The organism is Patescibacteria group bacterium (genome assembly GCA_018896215.1).
GTDB lineage: Bacteria > Patescibacteriota > WWE3 > 0-14-0-20-40-13 > 0-14-0-20-40-13 > JAHINB01.
This window is the reverse complement of the sequence record JAHINB010000016.1, coordinates 1-20,069: the sequence shown is the minus strand read 5'-3', so window position 1 is coordinate 20,069 and position 20,069 is coordinate 1. Positions and strand designations below refer to the sequence as shown.

The following is a 20,069-nucleotide window of genomic DNA, read 5'->3' as shown; positions in this document are numbered from 1 at the left end:
AGTAAAATACCATTATGTGTACAACAGTGGCTAAGAAATTAGATAATAGTTGGTTTCTCCTCAAAACGAGGGATCCAGTGCCTTGGATGAGATGGGATGATGAAATAAAACCTTTCGATTCTAAGATTGACCAAGTAAAAAAGCTTATTATACAAAACCCCAACTCGCGGGAGGATGGCTATTATGGAGGAATTAATGAAAAAGGCGTTGCTTATGTTGCAACCTTTGTTTCGGTTGCCGAAAATCAAATTTCCTACATTCGGCGACCCTATGTGCGTCTAATACTAGATGCGTCAACAGCCAAAGAGGCTGTTGAAATCATCAAAGCCTTTAATCCTAGGATTGGTGGCAATATGTTTGTAGCTGATGATAAAGAGTGTTATGGAATTGAGGGAGTCCCCGAAAAATATTTTATTGAAAAAGTTAGTGACCCTGTTGTTAAAACGAACCACTTTGTTAATTTGCCAAACCGCAATTTGAGTTTTGATACAGAAAAAGGTTTTGAACAATGGTCGCACGATCATTACGATAGAGCCAAGGAGTTAATCTCAACTGCTAAAAGTTTAGACGATTTTAAGCAACTCTTGCGAGATAGAAAAAATGCTGAAAAGAAAACTGCTATCTGTACAACAAAAGAAGAGGATAAGTGCTTTACTTATTCCGCTTTTATTTTTGATACCAAGAATATAAAAGCCTATTATTGTCAAGGCAACCCATTAGAAAATGAGTTCAGGGAATACGGATTCTAGAATTAAAATCAGTTAACTGAAAAGTCTAGGGAATTTAGAATGCCGTCGCCGTTGGTATCACCTTCTATTTTATTATCCGCTGGTGGAATCACCAAATCTTGAGATTTTGTGGTGAAATTTTTGGTATCTCGAGTATTATTATCCAGATAATAGTAGTACGAGGTGTTAGGTATTAGGTTAGTGAGCGTGATTTCATGGCTGGTTGAGGCGGTATCTTCCGAAGCGGTTAGGCACGATCCAGTTTCTTGTTGCGTGCAAACCGTCGAATCTGTCCCATAAACTATATTTCCTACAAGTTCTTTTGATGTATTCCACAAAATCACCGCTTCGGTTTGAGTAATATTTGAGGCATTTGCATCTATCAGGCTAACGGTAACCTCTTGAGGAGACTTGGCAAATTTCAGCTCCACAATCTTCTTTGAAAAGAAGTAAATAGAAAAAGATATTAGGCATAAAAAGGAGAAAGTTAAAAATCCTCGTTTGGCTTCGGTACTGTTCATGTGGTTCTAGAGATGCCTAGCGGAGTAAACAAAAGCTCCGCCGACAGTTATAAGTACGCCAGAAAGTAGCATAAAAAGAAAGAGATTTTCAGTATTGCCAGTTGCAGGAACCGTAACTGGTGTTACAGGAACAGAAGTAGCAGGAGGGGTAGCAGGTGGTGGAGTAACCTCTGTTGTTGTGGATATTGTGTAAACCCCGCCAACCACAGTTTCTAAAATATCCGTACCGTTAGATGCCACATGAGAACCAGTTTGACCTCCTAGCGTAAAAACAAAATCCACAGGAGTTGTTCCAGTTGTAACTAGAGGTTTAAAAGAAATCTTGGCAACAACAGTCGGGGCGGAAATTAAAGTTGTGGTGTTATAGGCGCTTATTTCGATAACGCCAGTAGTTTTGTTAATGTTCTTTTTTAGATATTGCTCGAAAACACCGTTTTGAATAAGAGTGGCTTCGAGCTTATCCGGTTCATACTTAACAATAGCATCCACTCCCGAAACACTGGCACCCTTGGGGTCTACATTGATTGTAAGATCAAAACTGTCTGCCACTGTTTGAGTCTGTGGGGTTATGGTAAGCTCCGCCGCAAAAATATTAGTCGCAAAAGCAAAAAAGAACAACGGCGCTAAAAATATTCGTTTAGGCAGGTTTTTTATCATTAATTAATTTTGCCCATTTGTTAAACTTTTTGTCAAGTCCCGATTTTATTCGAGCCGATTTATTTTTATGAAAGGATCCGCAAGATACAGCTTTATCGGCGATTTTTTTGGCTTTGGCAAGTTTGGCAGCAACCGCATCACGATCTTTATTTTGTAGCATTAAATCTTTAAGTTCCTTTTTGGTTTTACGCAATCCATTTTTCCAATACTTGTTAGTAATAGCTTTTCTTTGAGAAACTCTAATTGCTTTTTTAGCGCTTTTTGTGTTTGCCATGGGTGCAATTCTATCAACCATCTACCACGAACACAAGAGGATAGCCAGACATATGCTGTTACGCGACATTAATTTTTAATTCTTTTTTTAACTTTTTAAAATAATCAACAGCATACTTAATCAGATACCTTGATATACCTATTGCCCCAAAAGCATCAATTTTGTCAGCATCAAAAAGAATTTTCGCTTCAATCTGAGGTCTTTTTGACGATAGAAATGTTGGATCATGATATTTAATGGCTAATATAGCAGGCTCAATTTTATCTTGCGGAAATTGAATTCTTTCTAAAACTTGCCTTGCATACGGAGCGCTAATTGGTCCATGTTCTCTAGCCCCCTCTGGATAGTGGCGACCAATATCATGTGATGGGGCTTTTTTCATTTCTTTTTCAAGCTCTTTAATTAATATTGTTTGCCACCTTTTTTCTGCTTGGTTGCTGTTGATTACCATAATTATTTAGAAATCAATCTCATGTAATTACGGAATTTCGCTTATCTCTGTTAAAAGATAAGAGTCTTACCAATATATTTTCTTCGGCTTATACCCTAGATGCGTTTCATGCTCAAACCGATTATAGCCAAGTCAAAGAAAAGTTTTATTCGTTTATTACAACACTACCAATAAAAGTAGATGTTCTAGTTGTGGATAAATTGCTTTGTTACGAACCGTTAAAACGAAATCCGGGGAAAATGTATGGGATTATGGCGGGAGAATTAATCAAAAATCTGTGTCACCAATCCAAAAATACAGAGATTGTCTTTAGTCGCAAAGATAGTAAGTTAAAATTGCGACAAGAGTTAGAAGCAGAGGTAGAAAGGGTAAGGTTAGGATATCTTAAAGACCACCCCAAACTTAATGCTAATCTAAAGCTAAGTTATTATCACAATCCACATTATACCCACGGTGGGCTACAAGTTGCCGATTATATCGCATTTGCCATTTATCAAATCTACGAGAGAGGTAATTAGGAATTGGTACGAAATGGTAAAACCTGCAATCGGAAAAATACAAGATATTTGCAACAAAAAATACTTCACTAAAAGCAATCCGCTGTAACTATCCTTTTGGGAAGTGCAAACCTTGCACGTCTTATTAAGCGAACTGCTTTAAATGAAGTATCTGTAGTTAGTATAAACCAAACAGTAAGCAAAAGTCAAACAAAATTTCCCACCACCTAAACCCTGTCGCCCAAATATTTTAGTATTTTTGGAGATTCTTATTACCTCAAACACTGTTGACATGATACCATCATCTCCATGACCGGAATTTTTTTTAAAAAACAAGAAAGCGTGCTTTCGGCAGCTTTTGTTATCTCCGTAACTTATTTGGTCGCTTATTTTTTGGGATTTATCAAACAAAGGGTATTAATTGCAACTTTTGGAGTAAGTCTTGAGGGGGATTTACCCACATCTCTTTTGGGAACATTTTATTTGGCAGATAGAATCCCTTCGCTTGTTTTTAATGTCTTGGTTGTTGGGTCAATTTCTTCGGCATTTATTCCAGTTTTCACAAGAATTCTCCATGCGAAAGATCAAGATAAGGCTTTCGAAATGGCAAGCGAAGTCCTAAACATCACGCTGATAGCTTTTGCAATACTTTCCGCTGTGGTTTTTATTTTTACGGGAACTCTGTCTCGCACTGTGACTCTTTTTAGTCCCGACGCCGACTATCCGCTTTTAATTTCACTAATTAGAATTATGATGCTTTCGCAATTTGTTTTAATTGTAAGTAGCTATTTAACCAGCACTTTGCAATCTTTAAAGCGCTTCATTATCCCAGCCCTTGCTCCAGTTTTTTATAACCTTGGGGTTATTATAATAACTATTGTTTTAAGCCCCAGAATTGGAATTTACGCTCCAGCATATGGTATGGTGTTTGGCGCTTTTCTCCATCTGGGGATTCAAATTCCAGCTTGCAGGGCGGTTGGTTTTAGGTACTTTGCTAAGATAAAAAACTTTAGTCAAGGCGCCAAAGAGGTATTTTTGCTTGCTATGCCCCGTACTTTTGGAATGATAGCCGACCAAATCTCCTTGATAATTGACACCTCACTAGCATTTTTTATCGCCCCGCCCTATACGGCAATACTCGCTCTTGCCGCATCTTTACAGAGACTGCCAGTAAGTGTTTTTGGTGCCTCCTTTGCTCAAGCGCTTCTGCCACGATTTTCTCATTTGGTAAGCCAGCAAAAGGATAAATTCTCGGATGAAATAAAAGAGGCGATAATCAAGTCTCTGTTTTTTTCCATGCCTTCTTCGGTTGTTATTTTGGTTTTAAGAATTCCTTTGGTTCGAATTGTTTACGGAGCTTCTAGATTTTCTTGGGATGCGACTATTGCAACATCATACACCCTGGCTTTTTTTTCCATCTCTATTTTTGCCCAAACTTTAGTTTTTATTCTTGCTCGAGCCTTTTATGCCTTGGAGGACACAAAGACTCCCTTGAAGGCAAGTGTTATCTCTCTTGTAACAGGTATTATTTTAAGTCTAACCTTTGTTTTTGGTTTTAAATTTGGAGTTTGGTCGCTGGGGCTGTCATACTCTATTTCGGTAATTGTCAATTTAGTCTTCCTGGTCTTTTTTCTTCTTAAAAAGAAGATTCTAGATAAAGTTGATCTCGTCTTTGCCGACCGTGCGGCAAAAATTTTCTGGGCGTCTTTTTTTACAGGAGTATGCCTATATATACCTCTAAAGCTTTTTGATCAATACTTATTTGATACTTCCCGCACGATATACTTATTGGCATTAACCGCGATAGTTGGTGTTATCGGGGTAGGCTCGTATATTAAACTCTGCTCGTTATTTAAGGTTCATGAGGTGGTGATGGTGAGGGAAGTATCTGCGATAGTTATCTATAAGATAAAGAAGTTAACGATAGGATTTCGAGTTTAGTATTTATCAATTTGGATAGACAAGTTTTGGGTCTAAAGGGGCTATTTCGTCTTGATAAATCTGGAGGACATCTGTGGCTGTAATTTCTGGTTTTGTAGCGTCATAGAGAACCCACACCCCCAAGCAAATGATTGTCAGGATAATAATTATCAGATCGCGTTTTTCTAAAGTCATAGAGTTTCTTCAAAATAAAACACCTTGCCTCTTACAGAAATTGTGCTTTCTCGGCGCAGTTTAGAAACTGTTGCCGATTCAATTTCGATAATTCTTTTGATCCCCTGAAGGCTTTTTAGAAAGTTTAAAACCGAATCAAAGTCTCCGCTTACCGCCATTTCTACAGTAAGTGTTTTAAGTTCAGTATCATTGGCGTTTTCATTGTAAGCGATAAAATTAATCTTGGTAACGGTAACTTTGTTTACCGTGGCAAGAGTATACACTTCTCTTACAAACTCCGAGTCGCCCCGACCACGGGTAACAGTACTATTTATTGTGTTTAAGTAAGTTTCTATTTTACTATAATTTGCTTTAGCTGTGGTGATGTTGGTCAATTTTTCGCTAAGCAAACTGTTTAGGGTGGTATACTTGTCAAGTTGGTTCGTAAGCTTTATTAGCTCAAGAACAGAAGGTCTTATGGCAAATCCCCCAAATAGAATTAGAGCGATAACACTGGCTAAGGCAAACGAATAGGCCTTTTTTTCTAAGGTGTGACGAATCCCAACTCTTTTTTGATACTGCAATAAATTCATAATTAAAACATCACCTCAAGCACAAAAAAGTAACTTTCTTTTTCTTTGTAAAACGACGCCTCTTTAAGCGAGATTTCTAAAATTGATTTATCCGCCACTAAATTTTCAATAAATTTACTAAAGTCGGCAATATTTGTTGCCGATGCCCTAATAGTAATTGGTTTGGTTACAAAATACTCAATTTTTTCTAGCGACACCCCTGCAGGTGTATTTTTTGTAATTTCTGCTATAAATTCCCAAGGTTTAATAGTTTGGGCTTTAGCTTGTTGAATATACAAAAGTCGTTTTTGAGTACTGGAAAAATCTGTAATAAACTTTTCTTCTTGTTGCACGATAGCTCTGTTTATTTCTGCTGTTTCTTTTAGATCTTTAAGGCGGGAATCTAAAACAAATCTTGTGGCAAATACCAAAACTACTGTAAGTTCTGTTAAAATAACAACAATTCTGCCAAAGCTTGTAATCCAGATAGAGGCCTTGTTACGAAACGACTCGTCCTCAAAGCTTTTTTTGGGAACAAGATTTATACCTAAGTCCATGTTATAAATGTCACATTCCAAAATTGGATAAAAAGAAAGGTGATATTTACATAGACCGAACATCTTTATCCAATTTATAAATGTGAGGTCTATATTAGTATAGTTTAGAAATGGTAGCAACATCAATGACATCCCAAGATATTTTAAATATTAGAAATTTTTCTATTATTGCCCATATTGATCACGGTAAATCCACCCTTGCCGATAGAATGTTGGAATGTACCCATACAGTCTCCAAGCGTCTTATGGTAAATCAATTTTTAGATTCTATGGAATTAGAGCGTGAGCGGGGGATTACGATAAAACTCAAAGCCGTCAAGATGACTTATGTCTCAAATGATATTTCTTACATTTTAAATCTCATCGATACCCCCGGCCATGTGGATTTTTCCTACGAAGTTTCTCGCTCTCTTGTAGCTTGCGAGGGGGCAATTTTGTTGGTGGACGCAACGCAAGGAGTCCAAGCGCAAACAGTGGCAGTGGTAGATAAAGCCTTCTCTTATGGTCTTAAAGTAATTCCAGTAGTTAATAAAATTGATCTGCCCTATGCTATGGTGGAACAAACTGCCTTGGATATTGTAAAAACTTTTGGGTTTAAACAAAACGAAATTCTATTTTCGTCAGGAAAGTCGGGGGAGGGGATAGATAAAATTTTGCAAAAAATTGTAGAAGTAATCCCCCCACCGCAGGGAGATCTAAAAAAACCCTTTAGGGCTTTAATTTTTGATTCCTCTTTTGATGAGCATTTGGGAGTTTTGGCGAGTGTGCGGGTAGTTGATGGAAGCCTTGCTGTTAACGAGAAAATAAAGTTTTTTAAAACTAATCAAAGCTCCTCCGCTCTAAAAGTTGGTGTGATGGCTCCTAATTTTTGTGATTATTCGCCACTTTCTGCTGGAGAGGTTGGGATCCTCGCGACCGGTTTAAAAGATATTAAACAAGTCAGGGTAGGAGATACAGTCTCTAAGCAAGGTATAAGCACAGAGCCATTGCTGGGGTATAACGAACCAAAACCAGTGGTTTTTCTGGGTCTTTATCCCTTAAATTCCTCGCGATTTTTGGACTTGCGCAAAGCATTAGAACGATTAAGTTTAAACGATGCTTCCTTGTCTTACGAACCCGAGTCGGGCGGAGCTTTGGGGCACGGTTTTAAGTGTGGCTTTTTGGGACTACTGCATGCAGAAATTATTCAAGAGAGAATTGAGCGGGAGTTTAATTTAGAAGTTGTCTCTACCACCCCAACGGTGGCTTATAAAGTTTCGTTGACCGATGGGGTAGCGATTTTTTGCTCTTCAGCGTCGTTTTTCCCCGACCCTTCTAAAATTGACTTTATCGAAGAACCGGTTTGTGAACTTACCATTTATGTTCCATCCCAATATATGGGCAAGGTCATAGATCTTTGTTCGCAAAAGCGAGCAACTATTTTAGAAAACAATTTTGTGGGAAATGTAGAATTGCAAAGAGTAAAGCTAAAATTTATCATGCCTCTTGCCGAAATGATTACCGACTTTTATGATCGGCTTAAATCCATTTCATCGGGTTATGCCTCGTTAGATTATGAGATTGTAGGATACGCTAAAGTTGATGCGGTAAAACTTTCTATTTTGGTTGCCGAAACAGCGGTAGATGCCTTGTCTCGAATAGCTTATCGGGGAAAAGCTTTAGATTTGGGAAGACAGATAATTACGGCTTTAAAAGAGACTTTGCCAAAAGAGCAGTTTCCTGTGGCTTTGCAAGCTGCAATTGGGGGGGCAATTATTGCCCGTGAAACCATCCCTGCCATGCGTAAGACCGTGACCCAGAAACTGTATGGTGGAGATGTTACCCGAAAAAATAAGTTGTTGGATCGGCAAAAAGAAGGCAAAGCCAGACTAAAACAAATGGGTCTCGGGCGGGTCCAAATCACCAAAAAGGCGTTTTGGAAAGTGGTTAAGATTGGTTAATTCAGGTTAAGATTTATGTTATCCTAATTAAGATGGAAAAACACAGGAGTCTTTTTATCCAACTCTTCCCAATTGCAGTTTCTATATTTGGAGTATTGGTTTTAGTTTTCTATTTAAGGTCGGTTTTAGTTAAACCAAGTAATGACAAAACATGGGTAAATACCTCCACCGAAAAAACCACTTCTGATTGTATTCGGCTGGAAGCGCCTTCGGATTTTCTAAAAGAAACCTGTAGAAGAAGTGGAGGATTGCCAAAACTTTCCACAAACACAAAAACAGGTTGTGCCATTGGATATATGTGTGATATTGGAAAAGGCTCATCAAAAACACTTTCTACTTATAAAGTACCAGACAATTGGGTAAGGTATTCAAATAGTGACTTTATTGGTATTTCGTACCAGTTTTATTACCCATCAGGTCATATTATATACGATACAGATCCTGCAAGTGGGGACATAGAAGTTAGAGATGCCGAAACTCAGCATAATGTGGTGGCAGTAAATAAAATGACAGTTTGGGGATTTAAAGAATATGATGGAAGTCCACAAGAGAATTGGTTTCTTAATAGTTGGTACGAACACGAAAAATCTAGTGGTTTAGATCTAAATGATATATCTTTAGCGCCGGTAAAATTTGCCAATGGAAATGTTTTTTACTTGGTATCTTATCCGCAAATTCTTGGACCTTATACAATTCTGCCACGGATTTACTGCGCCATTCTTTCGGGCAAGGCTATTTTTGTGCAAGATTGGGGGAAGTTATCAGAAGACGAGCTGTATTCGTTATTGCAAACTTTGGTTGTTAAGTAAACCCAAAAACTAATGATGCCAGTTTAATGAGTAAATGCAAAGGTTTTTCTCCTTTAACACTTAAACACTAACTGGCATCTCGTGAGCCTCTCAACCATTACCTACCATCCAGGGAAATATTGGTTGAGGAGTTGTTGCGCCATCGGATTTGCCTTCAGTACGCCCTGCATTCGCAGGCACTGCTGAAGGGCCTCCGCGGGCATTCCGGCGACGGTGGCGATCCGCGCGTTACAGCGGGTTGCGTCGCCCGCTCGGAGGGTGACGCATTCATGGTTGCTTTTTGAGGTGGCCAACGCCCACCCCGAAACAAAAGACGCAACCAGTGCCAGAACCAGCAAACCGACAAACAGTTTTGTTCTCATTCGACCTCCTTGTGGGTTGCAGACTTTCGTCATGCATGGTTGTAAAATAAGCAGAAATCTTCTGCCTAAGTGCTTGTATTATACCACAAAACCCTATAGTTAGTAAAGGCGCTGGTGAGGCGTTTTGGAAAGTGGTTAAGATTGGGTAAGAGACCTTGCCAAAAACACTTCTCGCTTGTAGAATAAACTATATGGAAATTCTTAACTTACCTTTAACCATTAAGGTCTTTAAAGAAGGATCTTCTAAAGAAAGTCCTTATGTTGCCTATAATCCCGTAGATGGAGCAAAAGAAGACGGGACTTTAGATCAACTTTTAGAAGAATCAGTTTTTGCTGTTAACACAACTAAAAGTATACCTAGTACCGTAGTCTAGTCAACGGTACTGATGTACCAAGGTGTTTAAAGTAAATTTTTTTTCGTTAAAATTTCTAAGTAACCTTCTGCACTCAGCGGACAGTTGTTAAGATCGTAAAGTTGTTGCTTGTTATCTAGTTTTAACTGAGATTTTATAGATTGCATCTCAAATTCTCTTAAATCTCCTGTTCTATGAGAGTGGTATGTTCTAAGAATATATTTTCCGTTGTAATAACAATTGTAAATGGTGTGATGGGATTGTTTAACTTTTACTTCGAGTACCTTTGAGACTTTTTTACCGATTACTTTTTTCTCAAAGTCACTTATAGTCATGTTTATCTCTTTTCAATTAGGTCTTCTAAAAGAACCTTCCACTTTTTAGGTTCTTTGCCAAGATTCTTTGCATCTATTTGTTCCATTTCCTCAAACAGCTCCAAGATATTTATTTTCAATTCATCTAGTGCATCTGTTCTATCAACGCCAGATGCGATCAAGTTAAGTTCAATTAGTTCTGCTACATAAAGATTTTCAGTAAATCTAACTTGACACATCAAAGGACATTTCAACTTATGTTTTTTAGAGTTTAAGGAATGAATAGGTATAATCTCTAAGGAATTAGCACTTAGTACAGCATTTTTTATAATTTCCACATTAAAATCAATATTGTTGAGGGTGTTTAATGGAATCACGAAGTTTATTGTTGATAGGGTATCTGCCTCTAAATACTTGACCACCTCTTCCTTTAATTTTGTTGATGTAATGTTGTACTCCATGGTTTAGCTGTTAGCTGTAACTTCGAATTTTACTTCTGCTTCTACATTATCTTCCACAAATATTTCTGCACAGTAAACACCTTCTTCTGATAATTGTAGATTGTGTACCCCAAATATAGCTCCAACGGTTTGCACCTCTTTTGATGGATCTACGGAAACATTAATAGACAAACCTACATCGGAATAGTTACCATCAGGTCTTTTAATTTTTAATTTAGTTACTAACTCCTTTCTATCTGGTTGTAACCCCTTTAATTCAAAATTTACTACAATGTATAGTTTTGCATACACTCCTGGTAGGGCGAAACGAACTTTGATGACATCAAACACATTAAAAAGTGTAATCTTATTATCCTTGTCAAGGGATGTATTTTCGCAAAGAAGTGCGAAGTTTTTAGTTATTTGCATAGGTTGTATTATACCACTAAAAATATATCACCTATTGGATATTTCTCAAACCGTAAGTTTTAACGAGTACTACCCGATAAAACTATCTCTTAAGTTCATAAGTCGAACTCTTAGTAGAACCGCGTTTGGCGACTATTTTGTGTTTTATCAAGTCCTTTAAATCCCGTAACACTGTATCTTCGGAAATATTGGGAAACAGTTTTTCAAAATCTTTATTTGTAAGTCTTCCGTAATTAGTTAACCAATCAATGATTTTCTCTTCCCTCTCTGATAGGTAAACTTGACCAACGGTATTTTTAAGTTTGGCATCGCGAGACATTTTTAAAACCCGCTCTTTAATCTGTGTTAATTCTATGGCAAGACCCTCGCAGAAGTACTCAATCCAGACTGTTAAATTGGTGTGACCATCACTAATCGCTTTGTAATAAGCTAAAACATCTCGGTCGTAATATTCCTCCAGCGAAAAGAATTTTTTAATGTCGTAGCCCTCAAGGTATAAGCTCAAAGTGGCGCAAGCGCGAGCAGTTCTGCCGTTGCCGTCAACAAAGGGGTGAATCGAAACAATTCTCTCGTGGACTATCGAGGCTTTAATTGCTGGATGCAGAGTTTTTGCCTCATCCCCGTTTATGTACTCAATAAATTGTTCCATGTGGGCAACCACCTCATCCGCTGGCGGTGGGGTAAAAATAGTTTCTTGGGTGACAAGGTTCATGAAGTAGTTTTGGTTATGGCGGTAACTTCCGCGGTAAACATCCCCGACTACTTTTTCGGTTGAGATGTGATTGATGTGTTTTACCGTCCTGGAGGTGATGCTCTGATCTCTGTAGGAGTCAATAAAAGCAATCACTTTGCGGTAGTTAATGACTTCTTGAATGTCTCTTTCGCGACCTATGACCTCTTCGCCTTTGCCGTCAATAATCTTGCGGACATTTCCCAAATTTAATTTGTTGCCTTCTACAGCGGTTCCAAAGTGAGCCATACGAACAAAAGCGTCATTTTTAAATTGGCGCTCGTATAGTGGGAGTAGGGGAGAAGTCTCAATAATCGCCTTGGCGTTTTCCACAGCAGAAACGCTTTTTAAAATGCTTGAAGTGATGGTAAATTGGGGTTGGTAACTCATGCGTTAATTCTACGGGAATAATGCGGGAATTGTCAAGGGTGATATAATCTATCAAATGACATTTAGCGAACTCTCCAAATATTTTCAACAAATTGAATCCACGCCCAAACGCTTGGAAATGACTGCAATTCTGGCGAGTCTCGTCAAAGACTTATCACCCGACGAGGTAGATGTTGCAATGTACCTCTCTTTAGGCTACTTAACCCCGCCCTTTAGATCCACGCAATTTAGCGTAGCACAAAAATTAATGTTGCGGGCAATTTCGTTAGCGTTTAATATATTCCCCCCGCGTAAAACGCGGTTGGAATATGAAACGCCCCCGACACACGGTCGGGGAAATTTATCGGAAGAGGTATCCTCTAAATCTTGTTATAAACCATTTGTTGATGTTGTTGATTATGCCAACAAGGTTGGGGATTTAGGAATTGTTGCACAGAGTCTTTCCAAAGTGCACGACTCCTCACTTTTAGTATCTCCAGTTTACGAGAAGTTAAAAGAAATAGCTCTTGAGAATGGGGAAGGATCACAGGAAAGAAAGCTGACCAAAATTGCCAGTCTTTTAAATCAATTGGACCCCATATCAAACAAATTTGTGGTACGGATAATTTTGGGAACCATGCGTTTGGGGTTTTCGGATATTACGGTGATTGAGGCGCTTTCGTGGTATTTAGCAGGGGATAAAAGCCTTAAAGCAAAAATAGAATCTCGCTACCGAATTCATCCGGATATTGGTTTTTTGGCAAAAGTTATTAAAGAAAATGGAATTGCAGGACTTAAAAAAGTGGATTTGGAAGTTGGCGTGCCAGTTCTGGTGGCAAAATGCGCCCGAGTGGCCACAGCCGAGGAAGCCATGGATAAAATTGGAGAACAGGCTGTTGCGGAGGATAAATATGATGGAACAAGGGTGCAAATTCACCTTAATTCCGGAAGAGTCTGGACTTTCACTCGTAATTTGGAGGAGTCAACTTACCAATTTCCCGATCTGGTAGAGGCAGTTTTAGCTAATGTTAAAGCAGAAAATGCTATTTTGGATGCCGAGGCAATTGGGTACAATGTCAAAACTGGCGATTTTATTCCCTTTCAACAAACTATCAAACGCAAGCGCAAGCACCAGGTGGCGCAAAACGCCTTGGATATTCCTTTAACTTTGCGGGTTTTTGATCTTTTGTATTTAAATGGCGAAAGCCTCATTGATAAACCCCTACATGAAAGATGGGAAATTTTAAGAAGCATTCTTTCCCCAACGGAAAAAATTCAACTAGCCAATCGAGCCAATATATCTAATTCCAACCAGTTGCTCAAAGTTTTTGAAAACGCTGTGTCTCGTGGGCTAGAGGGGGTCGTAATAAAGAACCCTAATGCTAAATATGCGGTAGGGAACAGGGGGTTTGCTTGGATTAAATTTAAAAGAGAAGAAACCGGGGGGTTGGAAGATACCATAGACGCCGTGGTTTTGGGGTACTATTTTGGCGCCGGCAAAAGAACCGTGTTTGGCATTGGGGCGTTTTTAATTGGGGTTTATGATAGTAGTACCGACAGCTTTAAAACAGTCTCTAAAATTGGAACCGGTTTAACTGATGAGCAATGGGTGGAACTAAAGGAAAAATGCGATGCCATAAAAGTGGCGGAGGTTCCCAAAAATGTGGCTATTCCCAAAGAGCTATTTTGCGATGTCTTTGTCGCGCCTAAAATGGTAGTAGTGGTGCGGGCGGACAATATCACCGTTTCACCCTTGCACACTGCAGGTTACGCTATGAGGTTTCCAAGGCTTATAGAGTATCGGGAAGATAAATCACCGCTTGATGCCACAAGTTTAAAAGAGCTTGCAGATATCTACAAATTACAAAAAAAGACCTAAAATCTCCACCCCATTGTAAGGGTTTTTTTGTGATAAAATGATATTTATCTGGAGGTGATGAGTAATGGAAAAAACCAAGAACAAAAATCAAAGCCATCTTTACGGGGCGTTATGTTATTTTTGGGTTTTGTCGCTGGTCTTTTTAATTCTTAAAAAAGACGATGAATTTGTAAAATTCCACGCCAAACAAGGGTTAGTTCTTTTTGTAGCCAGCTTTTTAACCTGGGTTCCTTTAATTGGGTGGTTGGTAGCTTTTGGGGTATTTTTATTAGCCGTTGCTGGGTTTATCAAAGCCTTGCAAGGTGAGAAATACCGCTTGCCGATAGTTGCCGATTTGGCAGAAAAGCTTAATCTTTGAGGCTTTTGAGCTTCCACATAAAAAGACGGGCGGGAACTTTGGCGCGAGATGCTTTAACAAATTCCAAAGCGTCGAGCAATTTGTTGCGATTAACTGTTTTGGCAAGTTTAATGTAAAGCGACTTGTGAGCAAAGTCGTTTAGCTGTTGCGCCATTCTATAGCCAAAATCCTGAAATTCGTGCTTGGAGTAGGACATTTTGTTTGCCGGTCGGTTAGAAAGTATTTGTTTAAGGGAGTCCATTCATATATCATATATTTATCTTATGCTAGTTTGCAACCCGTAGGGTTAGCAAAGTAGCTTAGATGTATACAATTGTTATGTTGCTGAAACAACTTTTTAAAAGACACTCTCTGAACTTGCTTTTGGCGCTGGTTCTTTTTATTTTAATTTTGGCGTTGCGCTTGGAGGCTCACCCAATTTCTATGATTTGGATATTTGCCGGGTGCATCTCGGGGTCATTCCTGCTGGATTTAGATTATTACCTTTTTGCTTTTTTGGTGGAACCTTCCCACCACTTTAGTATTCGAGTTAAAGAATTTTTTCATCAGAAGAATTTTTTGGGAATGGTGGCGTATGTTGGAACTCACACAGACTCTCTACCGCGATTAACGCTACACAGCGCGTTGTTTCAAGTTATTTTGGCAGTTGTGGTGTTATATGTTTTAACCTCCTCGGCAAGTTTGTTTGGACAGGCTTTTGTGCTTTCGGGGTTTTTGTCGAGTATTTACAAGATGCTGGACCAGCATTTTAAAACAAAGAATGTTGACAGCTGGTTTTGGATTTTAAAAGAGAAACCAACTAAAAGGTTTATAAAAATCTATCTAGCTTCTCTTGTAGTTGTCTTTTTATACTCATTAACATTTGTGGGGTAGGGAGGATCCTGCCCTTCTACGCTTCTCAACAGGCTCAAAGCTTCGCAGGGCACAAGAAAATGTAATCCCGACTTTAGGTCGGGAAACATTTTCTAGTGGCGGTGTGCGTTCGAAAAAATTCGAACTGATTTCGCCCAAAATTTGTAGGGCGGGCGGAATTCCCCCCAGACCCCCCTTCCGCCCGCCGCACCTGTCCGCCTCTGGCGGAGAAGCGATCCTTTCGGATTGGACGATTTCAAGTTTTTCGTTCCACTATTAGCGGAACTCTGGGCTTCGCCCAGTTTGGCGGCAAATTCTTAACTAATTATATTATGTTTTTTGAATACTTCCAAAAATGTTGGCGTTGCAAATCCAAATGAATAGGTTGCGTTTAACGTCTCAATAAATGCTTTTTCTTTGTACACTTTCAGTTGTTTTACACCTTCATCGGAAATTACATTTTCTCTTTCATTAATTCTTAAAACTTTATATCCCTTTACAATAGAGACAACTTTTCCTGTTTTTGTATCAAAAATTGGACCGCCGCTATTCCCGGGATTAAAAGCAAGAGTAAATTCGTATAGAAAATCTTTTTCAGATGTTTGGTATCGGCAATTAACAACCCCTTGATCAGCTCGAAGCAAAACATTTCCTATCAATGGCTTATTTATATCTTTTTCTTGAAATTCCAATTTGCAAAGCGGATATCCCAAAACACCAACTTCAGATCCAATTGGTAAAAATTCTTTTGATATTCTAATAAAATCATTTCTATCGGCAAAAATTTTGTCGCCGACTTGATAAAATTCGCTATCTAAGTAAATTAGAGCAAGATCAATATCAGCAAAGACAAATATTTCCCTGTCTAGTTTTGGTTCAAATATTCTACAATGCCAGTTGTTTTCATCGTCGTGTCTCAGAAGATAGTACTTATCACCGTCTTGATGTTGAGCAAGTTCGCCTTTTTCTGGGTCATTAATGACATGTGCGGCAGTTACAAAACGACTAGGTGCAGCAACGAATCCTGATCCTAAAGTAATCCAATTTATTCCTTCTTTTTCATCAACTATAACCTTTCTCCCACGGACAACGATATAAACAGATTTTTTCAACCATTTAATACACTCTGAGAAAGAATGAAAATTTTCAGGTCTTTTGGGCGGTTTTGGTCCTTGATATTTTTTATTTTTTCTATTCTTCTTTGACATAATTTTTGTAAAATCGATTAATTATCACCCCAGTTATTAAAGGGTTCGAAATAGGGATTCAATATCATTCCTCGACCCAAAAAGCTTGCGCCATAAGATACGAGATAAAGATATAAATATCCTAGACTCGCAGATTTACTATTCACGACCATAAATTCTTGATCTGTCGACCAGTTCAAAATACGCCCTTTCTTCAACAACACTCCGCGATTTAGAATACAGATTAGGTCAAAAGTTTCTTTCCAATTTTTCTTATTTATCTCATCAATAATTGTTTCCCAAGTAGCACCATCATAAGCAAAAATTGCTCTGAGTGGTCTATCTAGCATTGGTCCAGAACTGATTGTCGCTCCGACATTATTTTTTAAATTTACTACTTTTGTCAATGTTTCTCCCGCTTCGACAAATTTTTCTCTAGTTAAATTAGACTTAACTTCAATAACGCCAAAAACACCTTCGGCTAGATAAATATCGTCAGAACCTACATGTAAAGAGGGAGCATCGTCTCGTAAAACAATAATATCAAGCTGTCCGGTTTTGTTCTTTTGAACGATTGTATTCTGCCAAAAGAACATCTGCCGTTTTTAGAAAATATGAGTATAAAATAGGTTTATTGTCCATAAGCAATTATTGATTTTTTATTTTTTATAAATTCCTTTAAGTTGTCTATAATCAATAAACTTGTCTGCAAATTATCGTCTGATACCTTAAATAAGGTGCTTTCAGATGTGTTGTTTGTTTTTATTAGAACTTTTTGTTTAAATCCGTTTTTACTTGTCGCCTGTAATAACAATCGTTTTGCTTTTTCTATTGTTTCATCATCTCGCTGGATTTTTACTGGTATTGGTTTTGCTGAATTACCAACCCTTAGAAAGCCGTCAATACCTTTATTCCTTTGCACAGGGGTAGCATCAATTACTTTTAAAATTTGCAAAATCTCTGGATCCTGATTCAAATATGAACTTTTCCCATTCTTTAATAAATATGAGTCTGTTCGTATCGGATTATTTACCCTTTTGTGTGCTAGTTGTACAGCGTCATCTGATATATCGATACCTATGAATTTTCTATTAAGTAATTTTGCTGCCACTAGCGTAGTACCACTACCACAGAACGGGTCTAAAACCATATCGCCCTCGTCCGTTACAAGTTGAATTACTTTTTCTAATAACACAATTGGTTTTTGCGTAGGGTAACCTACTCGTTCGTTTGCCTTGGGGTTTAAGTATGGAATATCCCAAACATCGGAAAGCGGAACTCCCTTTTTATCTTGAATCAATTCATAGCCACCAACCGCATTTGTTTTGTATTTTGTCTTTCCGTTCGCATCTCTCGTTCTTTTCTGAAAAATCTGGTCAATGTTCGTTGTCGGAGAATAATCTTCAAAAATATGGTTGAACTTGAAATCAGCAGTTTTGCTATAAAAGTAAATAACTTGATGAGCATTTAGCAAGCCCTTTTTAGCGTTTGACCATCGTTTATATATCCAAACAATTTCACTCTGGAAATTATTCGCTCCGAATACATTATCTAAGACAATTCTTAAATGATGTGATGCACTTCTGTCGCAGTGTAAAAATATACTCCCAGTATTTTTTAAAACACGCTTACATCCAAACAATCTTTCTTCAATATACGTTTTGTAAGATTCTATACTTTCCCAACTATCATCAAAAGTGTATTCTTTAGAATTGTCTCTCGTTTTTTGTGATTGCTTTTTCTGTGTGAAAAAAGGAGGGTCAAGATAAATTAAGTCTATCGAGTTAGACTCAATTTTCTTTAGTTCAGTTTTGCAATCACCTTGTTTGATCATATCTTTTGAAATTAACTTTTGGGTTTGGTTTTTTGGTCAGCAATTTTTTCTAAAATAGATAACAAGTCAACCCCAGTTTTCTTTTTGATAACTTCCCAGACCCCTTTGCCAAAATAGTATTCACCGCTAACACCGGCATAAATAGTTTTTAATGTCTCTTGTATGCGAATAGCTTGGGTACGATTAGGGTAATAAAACATTATGCGAATAGGTTTATACCCCGCGTTTTTAATGTTTTTTACTCTGGTGTGTTCTTTTGTGATATGGTCGCCGTCAGTTGTCGCGTCTCTCCATTTAATTTCGTATGCCTCTTTCCCCACGAGACAATCAATCTCAAATGTTGCAGGTCTTGATCCCAGCTTATTTGGTATACGGAGTTTCCTTTGTGTCTTAGGAAATTTTTCTTCAAAACATAAAATAGCGGCCTCTTCTAAAAATGAACCTGCATATTTATAGAGAAAACGACCCATATTTTGATATTCATCAATCAATTTTCCTTCCTCTGTTGCAATACCTAAAACTCTATATATCAAATAATGAGAATTATCATCTGCCTCCATCTCCTTAATTCTCCCGGTCATTTTTAGACGGAGAGTTTTAGAGTATTTTTCCGAGAGTGATAATATTTTTTCTTGGATAGTTTTCATAATTTTATTTCATTAAATCGTCAATGCTTGTTCCCAAGCCACTAGCAATCTTCATAACTGTTTGAATAGAGGGTTTGGTGATGACATTTGTTTCAATTTTGGTAAGTGTCGTGTAGGGAAGATCGGATTTTCTCGCCAATTCGTCCTGCGTTAAACCTTGCTTATTCCTAAGCTGTTTTATCTTATCCCCAATTGTTTCGCTATTATTTTGACTTTTCATAGTTTCCTAAGTATGATAGTATTAGTATGGGTGCGTATCTAACCCTTCATAAATATGATAACAAATAAAATGGAATCAATCAAATTAAAAATAAGGGAAGCACGCTTTTGCCAGACCCGCAGTAGCGGGGCAAAGATAAAAAATTCCAATTTGCGCTTAAAATCGGCTGGCGAGCCCTCGCAGAGGGCGAGCCAAACGCTTCTTTTACCAACTGGCGGTGGGGGTGGGATTCGAACCCACGTGAGATTGCTCCCAATTGGTTTTCAAGACCAACGCCTTACAGCCACTTGGCTACCCCACCAATAATCCCGACCTGCCATAAGAAAATATGTCCCTTGTTTAATGTTATCTCAAATGGTCTTCTGTAAACAGCTTTATTACAAATCAAACAATTAGAATTTGGTTTACGATTGTATTTTTCCACTACTAACACTCTACAACATTCGGGTTTACTTTGTAAAGATCATAAATGTAATATTTTCCTTAGTGACTTGGGGTTACACCCCCAAGTCTACATTTAATTTTTTGGTGGGCTCGGAAGGACTCGGACCTTCGGCCTCTTACTTATCAGATAAGCGCTCTAACCAACTGAGCTACGAGCCCAAAAAATGAAATGCAAGATAAGCGCTCTAACCAACTGAGCTAATGTCCCATAAAAACTAGAAAGGCGCTGCGGGGATTATACTGTATAGTCTCGTTAAATCCAAGAATTTTTGATAGAATGGCAAAAACCCAATTTATTTCGTAGAAACAAACTTGTTTATTGGCACGATGGCGAAGTGCCGTGCCCGCCAAAGCTGAGCCGTTAGGCGATGCGGGCGGGGAAACGCTGGGGCTATGTTCATTATAGGTAAGAGATAGAATAGGAAATAGTAAGGCACGATGGCGAAGTGCCGTGCCCGCCAAAGCTGAGCCGTTAGGCGATGCGGGCGGGGAAACGCTGGGGCTATGTTCATTATAGGTAAGAGATAGAATAGGAAATAGTAAGGCACGAT

At 38.3% G+C, this 20,069-nt stretch carries 28 protein-coding genes and 2 tRNA genes; 9 read left to right on the top strand and 21 right to left on the bottom strand.

The window, feature by feature from the left end:
* Nucleotides 1-14 precede the first annotated feature (14 nt).
* Nucleotides 15-749, top strand: coding sequence for a C45 family peptidase (locus KKF75_03340; protein MBU4381225.1), 735 nt, complete (start codon nucleotides 15-17; stop codon nucleotides 747-749).
* 8 nt (nucleotides 750-757) lie between these two features.
* Here the strand turns inward: KKF75_03340 and KKF75_03335 are convergent, their stop codons facing one another.
* Genes KKF75_03335 through KKF75_03320 form a run of 4 tightly spaced genes read right to left on the bottom strand, consistent with a single transcriptional unit; the run spans nucleotide 758 to nucleotide 2,631 of the window.
* Nucleotides 758-1,249 (bottom strand): fibronectin type III domain-containing protein, encoded by a 492-nt coding sequence (locus tag KKF75_03335; protein ID MBU4381224.1) that lies wholly within the window; start codon nucleotides 1,247-1,249, stop codon nucleotides 758-760.
* A 6-nt stretch (nucleotides 1,250-1,255) separates the two neighbouring features.
* Nucleotides 1,256-1,906 (bottom strand): hypothetical protein, encoded by a 651-nt coding sequence (locus KKF75_03330; protein ID MBU4381223.1) that lies wholly within the window; start codon nucleotides 1,904-1,906, stop codon nucleotides 1,256-1,258.
* Nucleotides 1,887-2,180 carry a 30S ribosomal protein S20 gene (gene rpsT / locus KKF75_03325; GenBank protein MBU4381222.1) on the bottom strand — a complete coding sequence of 98 codons (294 nt, stop codon included), beginning with the start codon at nucleotides 2,178-2,180 and terminating at the stop codon, nucleotides 1,887-1,889. Before rpsT ends, KKF75_03330 begins: the two co-directional genes overlap by 20 nt.
* A 58-nt stretch (nucleotides 2,181-2,238) precedes the next feature.
* A complete protein-coding gene (locus tag KKF75_03320) occupies nucleotides 2,239-2,631 on the bottom strand; it encodes a hypothetical protein (protein ID MBU4381221.1) in 393 nt (130 codons plus the stop codon).
* A gap of 26 nt (nucleotides 2,632-2,657) precedes the next feature.
* Here KKF75_03320 and KKF75_03315 point away from each other — a divergent pair, with 26 nt between their 5' ends.
* On the top strand, nucleotides 2,658-3,149 hold the full coding sequence (locus KKF75_03315) for a DUF3800 domain-containing protein (GenBank protein ID MBU4381220.1): 492 nt from the start codon (nucleotides 2,658-2,660) through the stop codon (nucleotides 3,147-3,149).
* A gap of 288 nt (nucleotides 3,150-3,437) precedes the next feature.
* Nucleotides 3,438-5,069, top strand: a complete 1,632-nt coding sequence (murJ, locus tag KKF75_03310) for a murein biosynthesis integral membrane protein MurJ (GenBank protein ID MBU4381219.1) — start codon at nucleotides 3,438-3,440, stop codon at nucleotides 5,067-5,069.
* Nucleotides 5,070-5,075: 6 nt separating this feature from the next.
* Here the strand turns inward: murJ and KKF75_03305 are convergent, their stop codons facing one another.
* Genes KKF75_03305 through KKF75_03295 form a run of 3 tightly spaced genes read right to left on the bottom strand, consistent with a single transcriptional unit; the run spans nucleotide 5,076 to nucleotide 6,414 of the window.
* Nucleotides 5,076-5,243, bottom strand: a complete 168-nt coding sequence (locus KKF75_03305) for a hypothetical protein (GenBank protein MBU4381218.1) — start codon at nucleotides 5,241-5,243, stop codon at nucleotides 5,076-5,078.
* A complete protein-coding gene (gene pilO, locus KKF75_03300) occupies nucleotides 5,240-5,815 on the bottom strand; it encodes a type 4a pilus biogenesis protein PilO (protein MBU4381217.1) in 576 nt (191 codons plus the stop codon). Before pilO ends, KKF75_03305 begins: the two co-directional genes overlap by 4 nt.
* 2 nt (nucleotides 5,816-5,817) lie before the next feature.
* Nucleotides 5,818-6,414, bottom strand: a complete 597-nt coding sequence (locus tag KKF75_03295; GenBank protein MBU4381216.1) for a hypothetical protein — start codon at nucleotides 6,412-6,414, stop codon at nucleotides 5,818-5,820.
* Between the two features lie 62 nt (nucleotides 6,415-6,476).
* On the opposite strand from KKF75_03295, the gene lepA reads away from it, so the two are divergent.
* A complete protein-coding gene (lepA, locus tag KKF75_03290; GenBank protein MBU4381215.1) occupies nucleotides 6,477-8,291 on the top strand; it encodes a translation elongation factor 4 in 1,815 nt (604 codons plus the stop codon).
* Nucleotides 8,292-8,323: 32 nt separating this feature from the next.
* On the top strand, nucleotides 8,324-9,100 hold the full coding sequence (locus tag KKF75_03285; GenBank protein MBU4381214.1) for a hypothetical protein: 777 nt from the start codon (nucleotides 8,324-8,326) through the stop codon (nucleotides 9,098-9,100).
* Between the two features lie 101 nt (nucleotides 9,101-9,201).
* Here the strand turns inward: KKF75_03285 and KKF75_03280 are convergent, their stop codons facing one another.
* Nucleotides 9,202-9,462: a hypothetical protein gene (locus KKF75_03280; GenBank protein ID MBU4381213.1), complete on the bottom strand. Its 261-nt coding sequence runs from the start codon at nucleotides 9,460-9,462 to the stop codon at nucleotides 9,202-9,204.
* A gap of 191 nt (nucleotides 9,463-9,653) precedes the next feature.
* On the opposite strand from KKF75_03280, the gene KKF75_03275 reads away from it, so the two are divergent.
* Nucleotides 9,654-9,836, top strand: coding sequence for a hypothetical protein (locus KKF75_03275; protein ID MBU4381212.1), 183 nt, complete (start codon nucleotides 9,654-9,656; stop codon nucleotides 9,834-9,836).
* Nucleotides 9,837-9,862: 26 nt separating this feature from the next.
* Here KKF75_03275 and KKF75_03270 read toward each other — a convergent pair whose 3' ends face one another.
* The 4 genes from KKF75_03270 to KKF75_03255 form a co-directional block, all read right to left on the bottom strand.
* Nucleotides 9,863-10,150, bottom strand: coding sequence for a hypothetical protein (locus KKF75_03270; protein ID MBU4381211.1), 288 nt, complete (start codon nucleotides 10,148-10,150; stop codon nucleotides 9,863-9,865).
* 2 nt (nucleotides 10,151-10,152) lie between these two features.
* On the bottom strand, nucleotides 10,153-10,590 hold the full coding sequence (locus tag KKF75_03265) for a hypothetical protein (protein ID MBU4381210.1): 438 nt from the start codon (nucleotides 10,588-10,590) through the stop codon (nucleotides 10,153-10,155).
* 3 nt (nucleotides 10,591-10,593) lie between these two features.
* Entirely contained in the window at nucleotides 10,594-10,998 is a 405-nt protein-coding gene (locus KKF75_03260) for a hypothetical protein (GenBank protein ID MBU4381209.1), read from the bottom strand.
* Between the two features lie 82 nt (nucleotides 10,999-11,080).
* Nucleotides 11,081-12,118, bottom strand: a complete 1,038-nt coding sequence (locus tag KKF75_03255; protein ID MBU4381208.1) for a Fic family protein — start codon at nucleotides 12,116-12,118, stop codon at nucleotides 11,081-11,083.
* A 55-nt stretch (nucleotides 12,119-12,173) separates the two neighbouring features.
* Between KKF75_03255 and KKF75_03250 the strand changes: the two genes are divergently transcribed.
* Nucleotides 12,174-13,976 (top strand): ATP-dependent DNA ligase, encoded by a 1,803-nt coding sequence (locus KKF75_03250; GenBank protein MBU4381207.1) that lies wholly within the window; start codon nucleotides 12,174-12,176, stop codon nucleotides 13,974-13,976.
* A gap of 64 nt (nucleotides 13,977-14,040) precedes the next feature.
* Entirely contained in the window at nucleotides 14,041-14,334 is a 294-nt protein-coding gene (locus KKF75_03245; protein MBU4381206.1) for a hypothetical protein, read from the top strand.
* Here KKF75_03245 and KKF75_03240 read toward each other — a convergent pair.
* Nucleotides 14,324-14,575 (bottom strand): hypothetical protein, encoded by a 252-nt coding sequence (locus tag KKF75_03240; protein ID MBU4381205.1) that lies wholly within the window; start codon nucleotides 14,573-14,575, stop codon nucleotides 14,324-14,326. The genes KKF75_03245 and KKF75_03240 overlap by 11 nt on opposite strands.
* Nucleotides 14,576-14,652: 77 nt before the next feature.
* Between KKF75_03240 and KKF75_03235 the strand changes: the two genes are divergently transcribed.
* Nucleotides 14,653-15,207, top strand: a complete 555-nt coding sequence (locus KKF75_03235; protein ID MBU4381204.1) for a hypothetical protein — start codon at nucleotides 14,653-14,655, stop codon at nucleotides 15,205-15,207.
* 296 nt (nucleotides 15,208-15,503) lie between these two features.
* On the opposite strand, the gene KKF75_03230 is transcribed toward KKF75_03235, so the two are convergent.
* The 8 genes from KKF75_03230 to KKF75_03195 form a co-directional block, all read right to left on the bottom strand.
* Nucleotides 15,504-16,394, bottom strand: coding sequence for a serine protease (locus tag KKF75_03230; GenBank protein ID MBU4381203.1), 891 nt, complete (start codon nucleotides 16,392-16,394; stop codon nucleotides 15,504-15,506).
* A 17-nt stretch (nucleotides 16,395-16,411) separates the two neighbouring features.
* Nucleotides 16,412-16,969 (bottom strand): hypothetical protein, encoded by a 558-nt coding sequence (locus KKF75_03225; protein MBU4381202.1) that lies wholly within the window; start codon nucleotides 16,967-16,969, stop codon nucleotides 16,412-16,414.
* A gap of 35 nt (nucleotides 16,970-17,004) precedes the next feature.
* Nucleotides 17,005-18,207, bottom strand: a complete 1,203-nt coding sequence (locus KKF75_03220; protein ID MBU4381201.1) for a site-specific DNA-methyltransferase — start codon at nucleotides 18,205-18,207, stop codon at nucleotides 17,005-17,007.
* 11 nt (nucleotides 18,208-18,218) lie between these two features.
* The gene (locus KKF75_03215; protein ID MBU4381200.1) at nucleotides 18,219-18,854 is read right to left on the bottom strand and encodes an ApaLI family restriction endonuclease; all 636 of its coding nucleotides are present in this window, start codon (nucleotides 18,852-18,854) and stop codon (nucleotides 18,219-18,221) included.
* A 4-nt stretch (nucleotides 18,855-18,858) separates the two neighbouring features.
* Nucleotides 18,859-19,074: a helix-turn-helix domain-containing protein gene (locus KKF75_03210; protein MBU4381199.1), complete on the bottom strand. Its 216-nt coding sequence runs from the start codon at nucleotides 19,072-19,074 to the stop codon at nucleotides 18,859-18,861.
* Between the two features lie 212 nt (nucleotides 19,075-19,286).
* Nucleotides 19,287-19,375, bottom strand: a tRNA-Ser gene (locus KKF75_03205).
* Nucleotides 19,376-19,600: 225 nt separating this feature from the next.
* Nucleotides 19,601-19,677 (bottom strand) — tRNA-Ile (locus tag KKF75_03200).
* A 134-nt stretch (nucleotides 19,678-19,811) separates the two neighbouring features.
* The coding region (locus KKF75_03195) for a hypothetical protein (GenBank protein ID MBU4381198.1) at nucleotides 19,812-20,069 on the bottom strand (258 nt) is incomplete at its 5' end.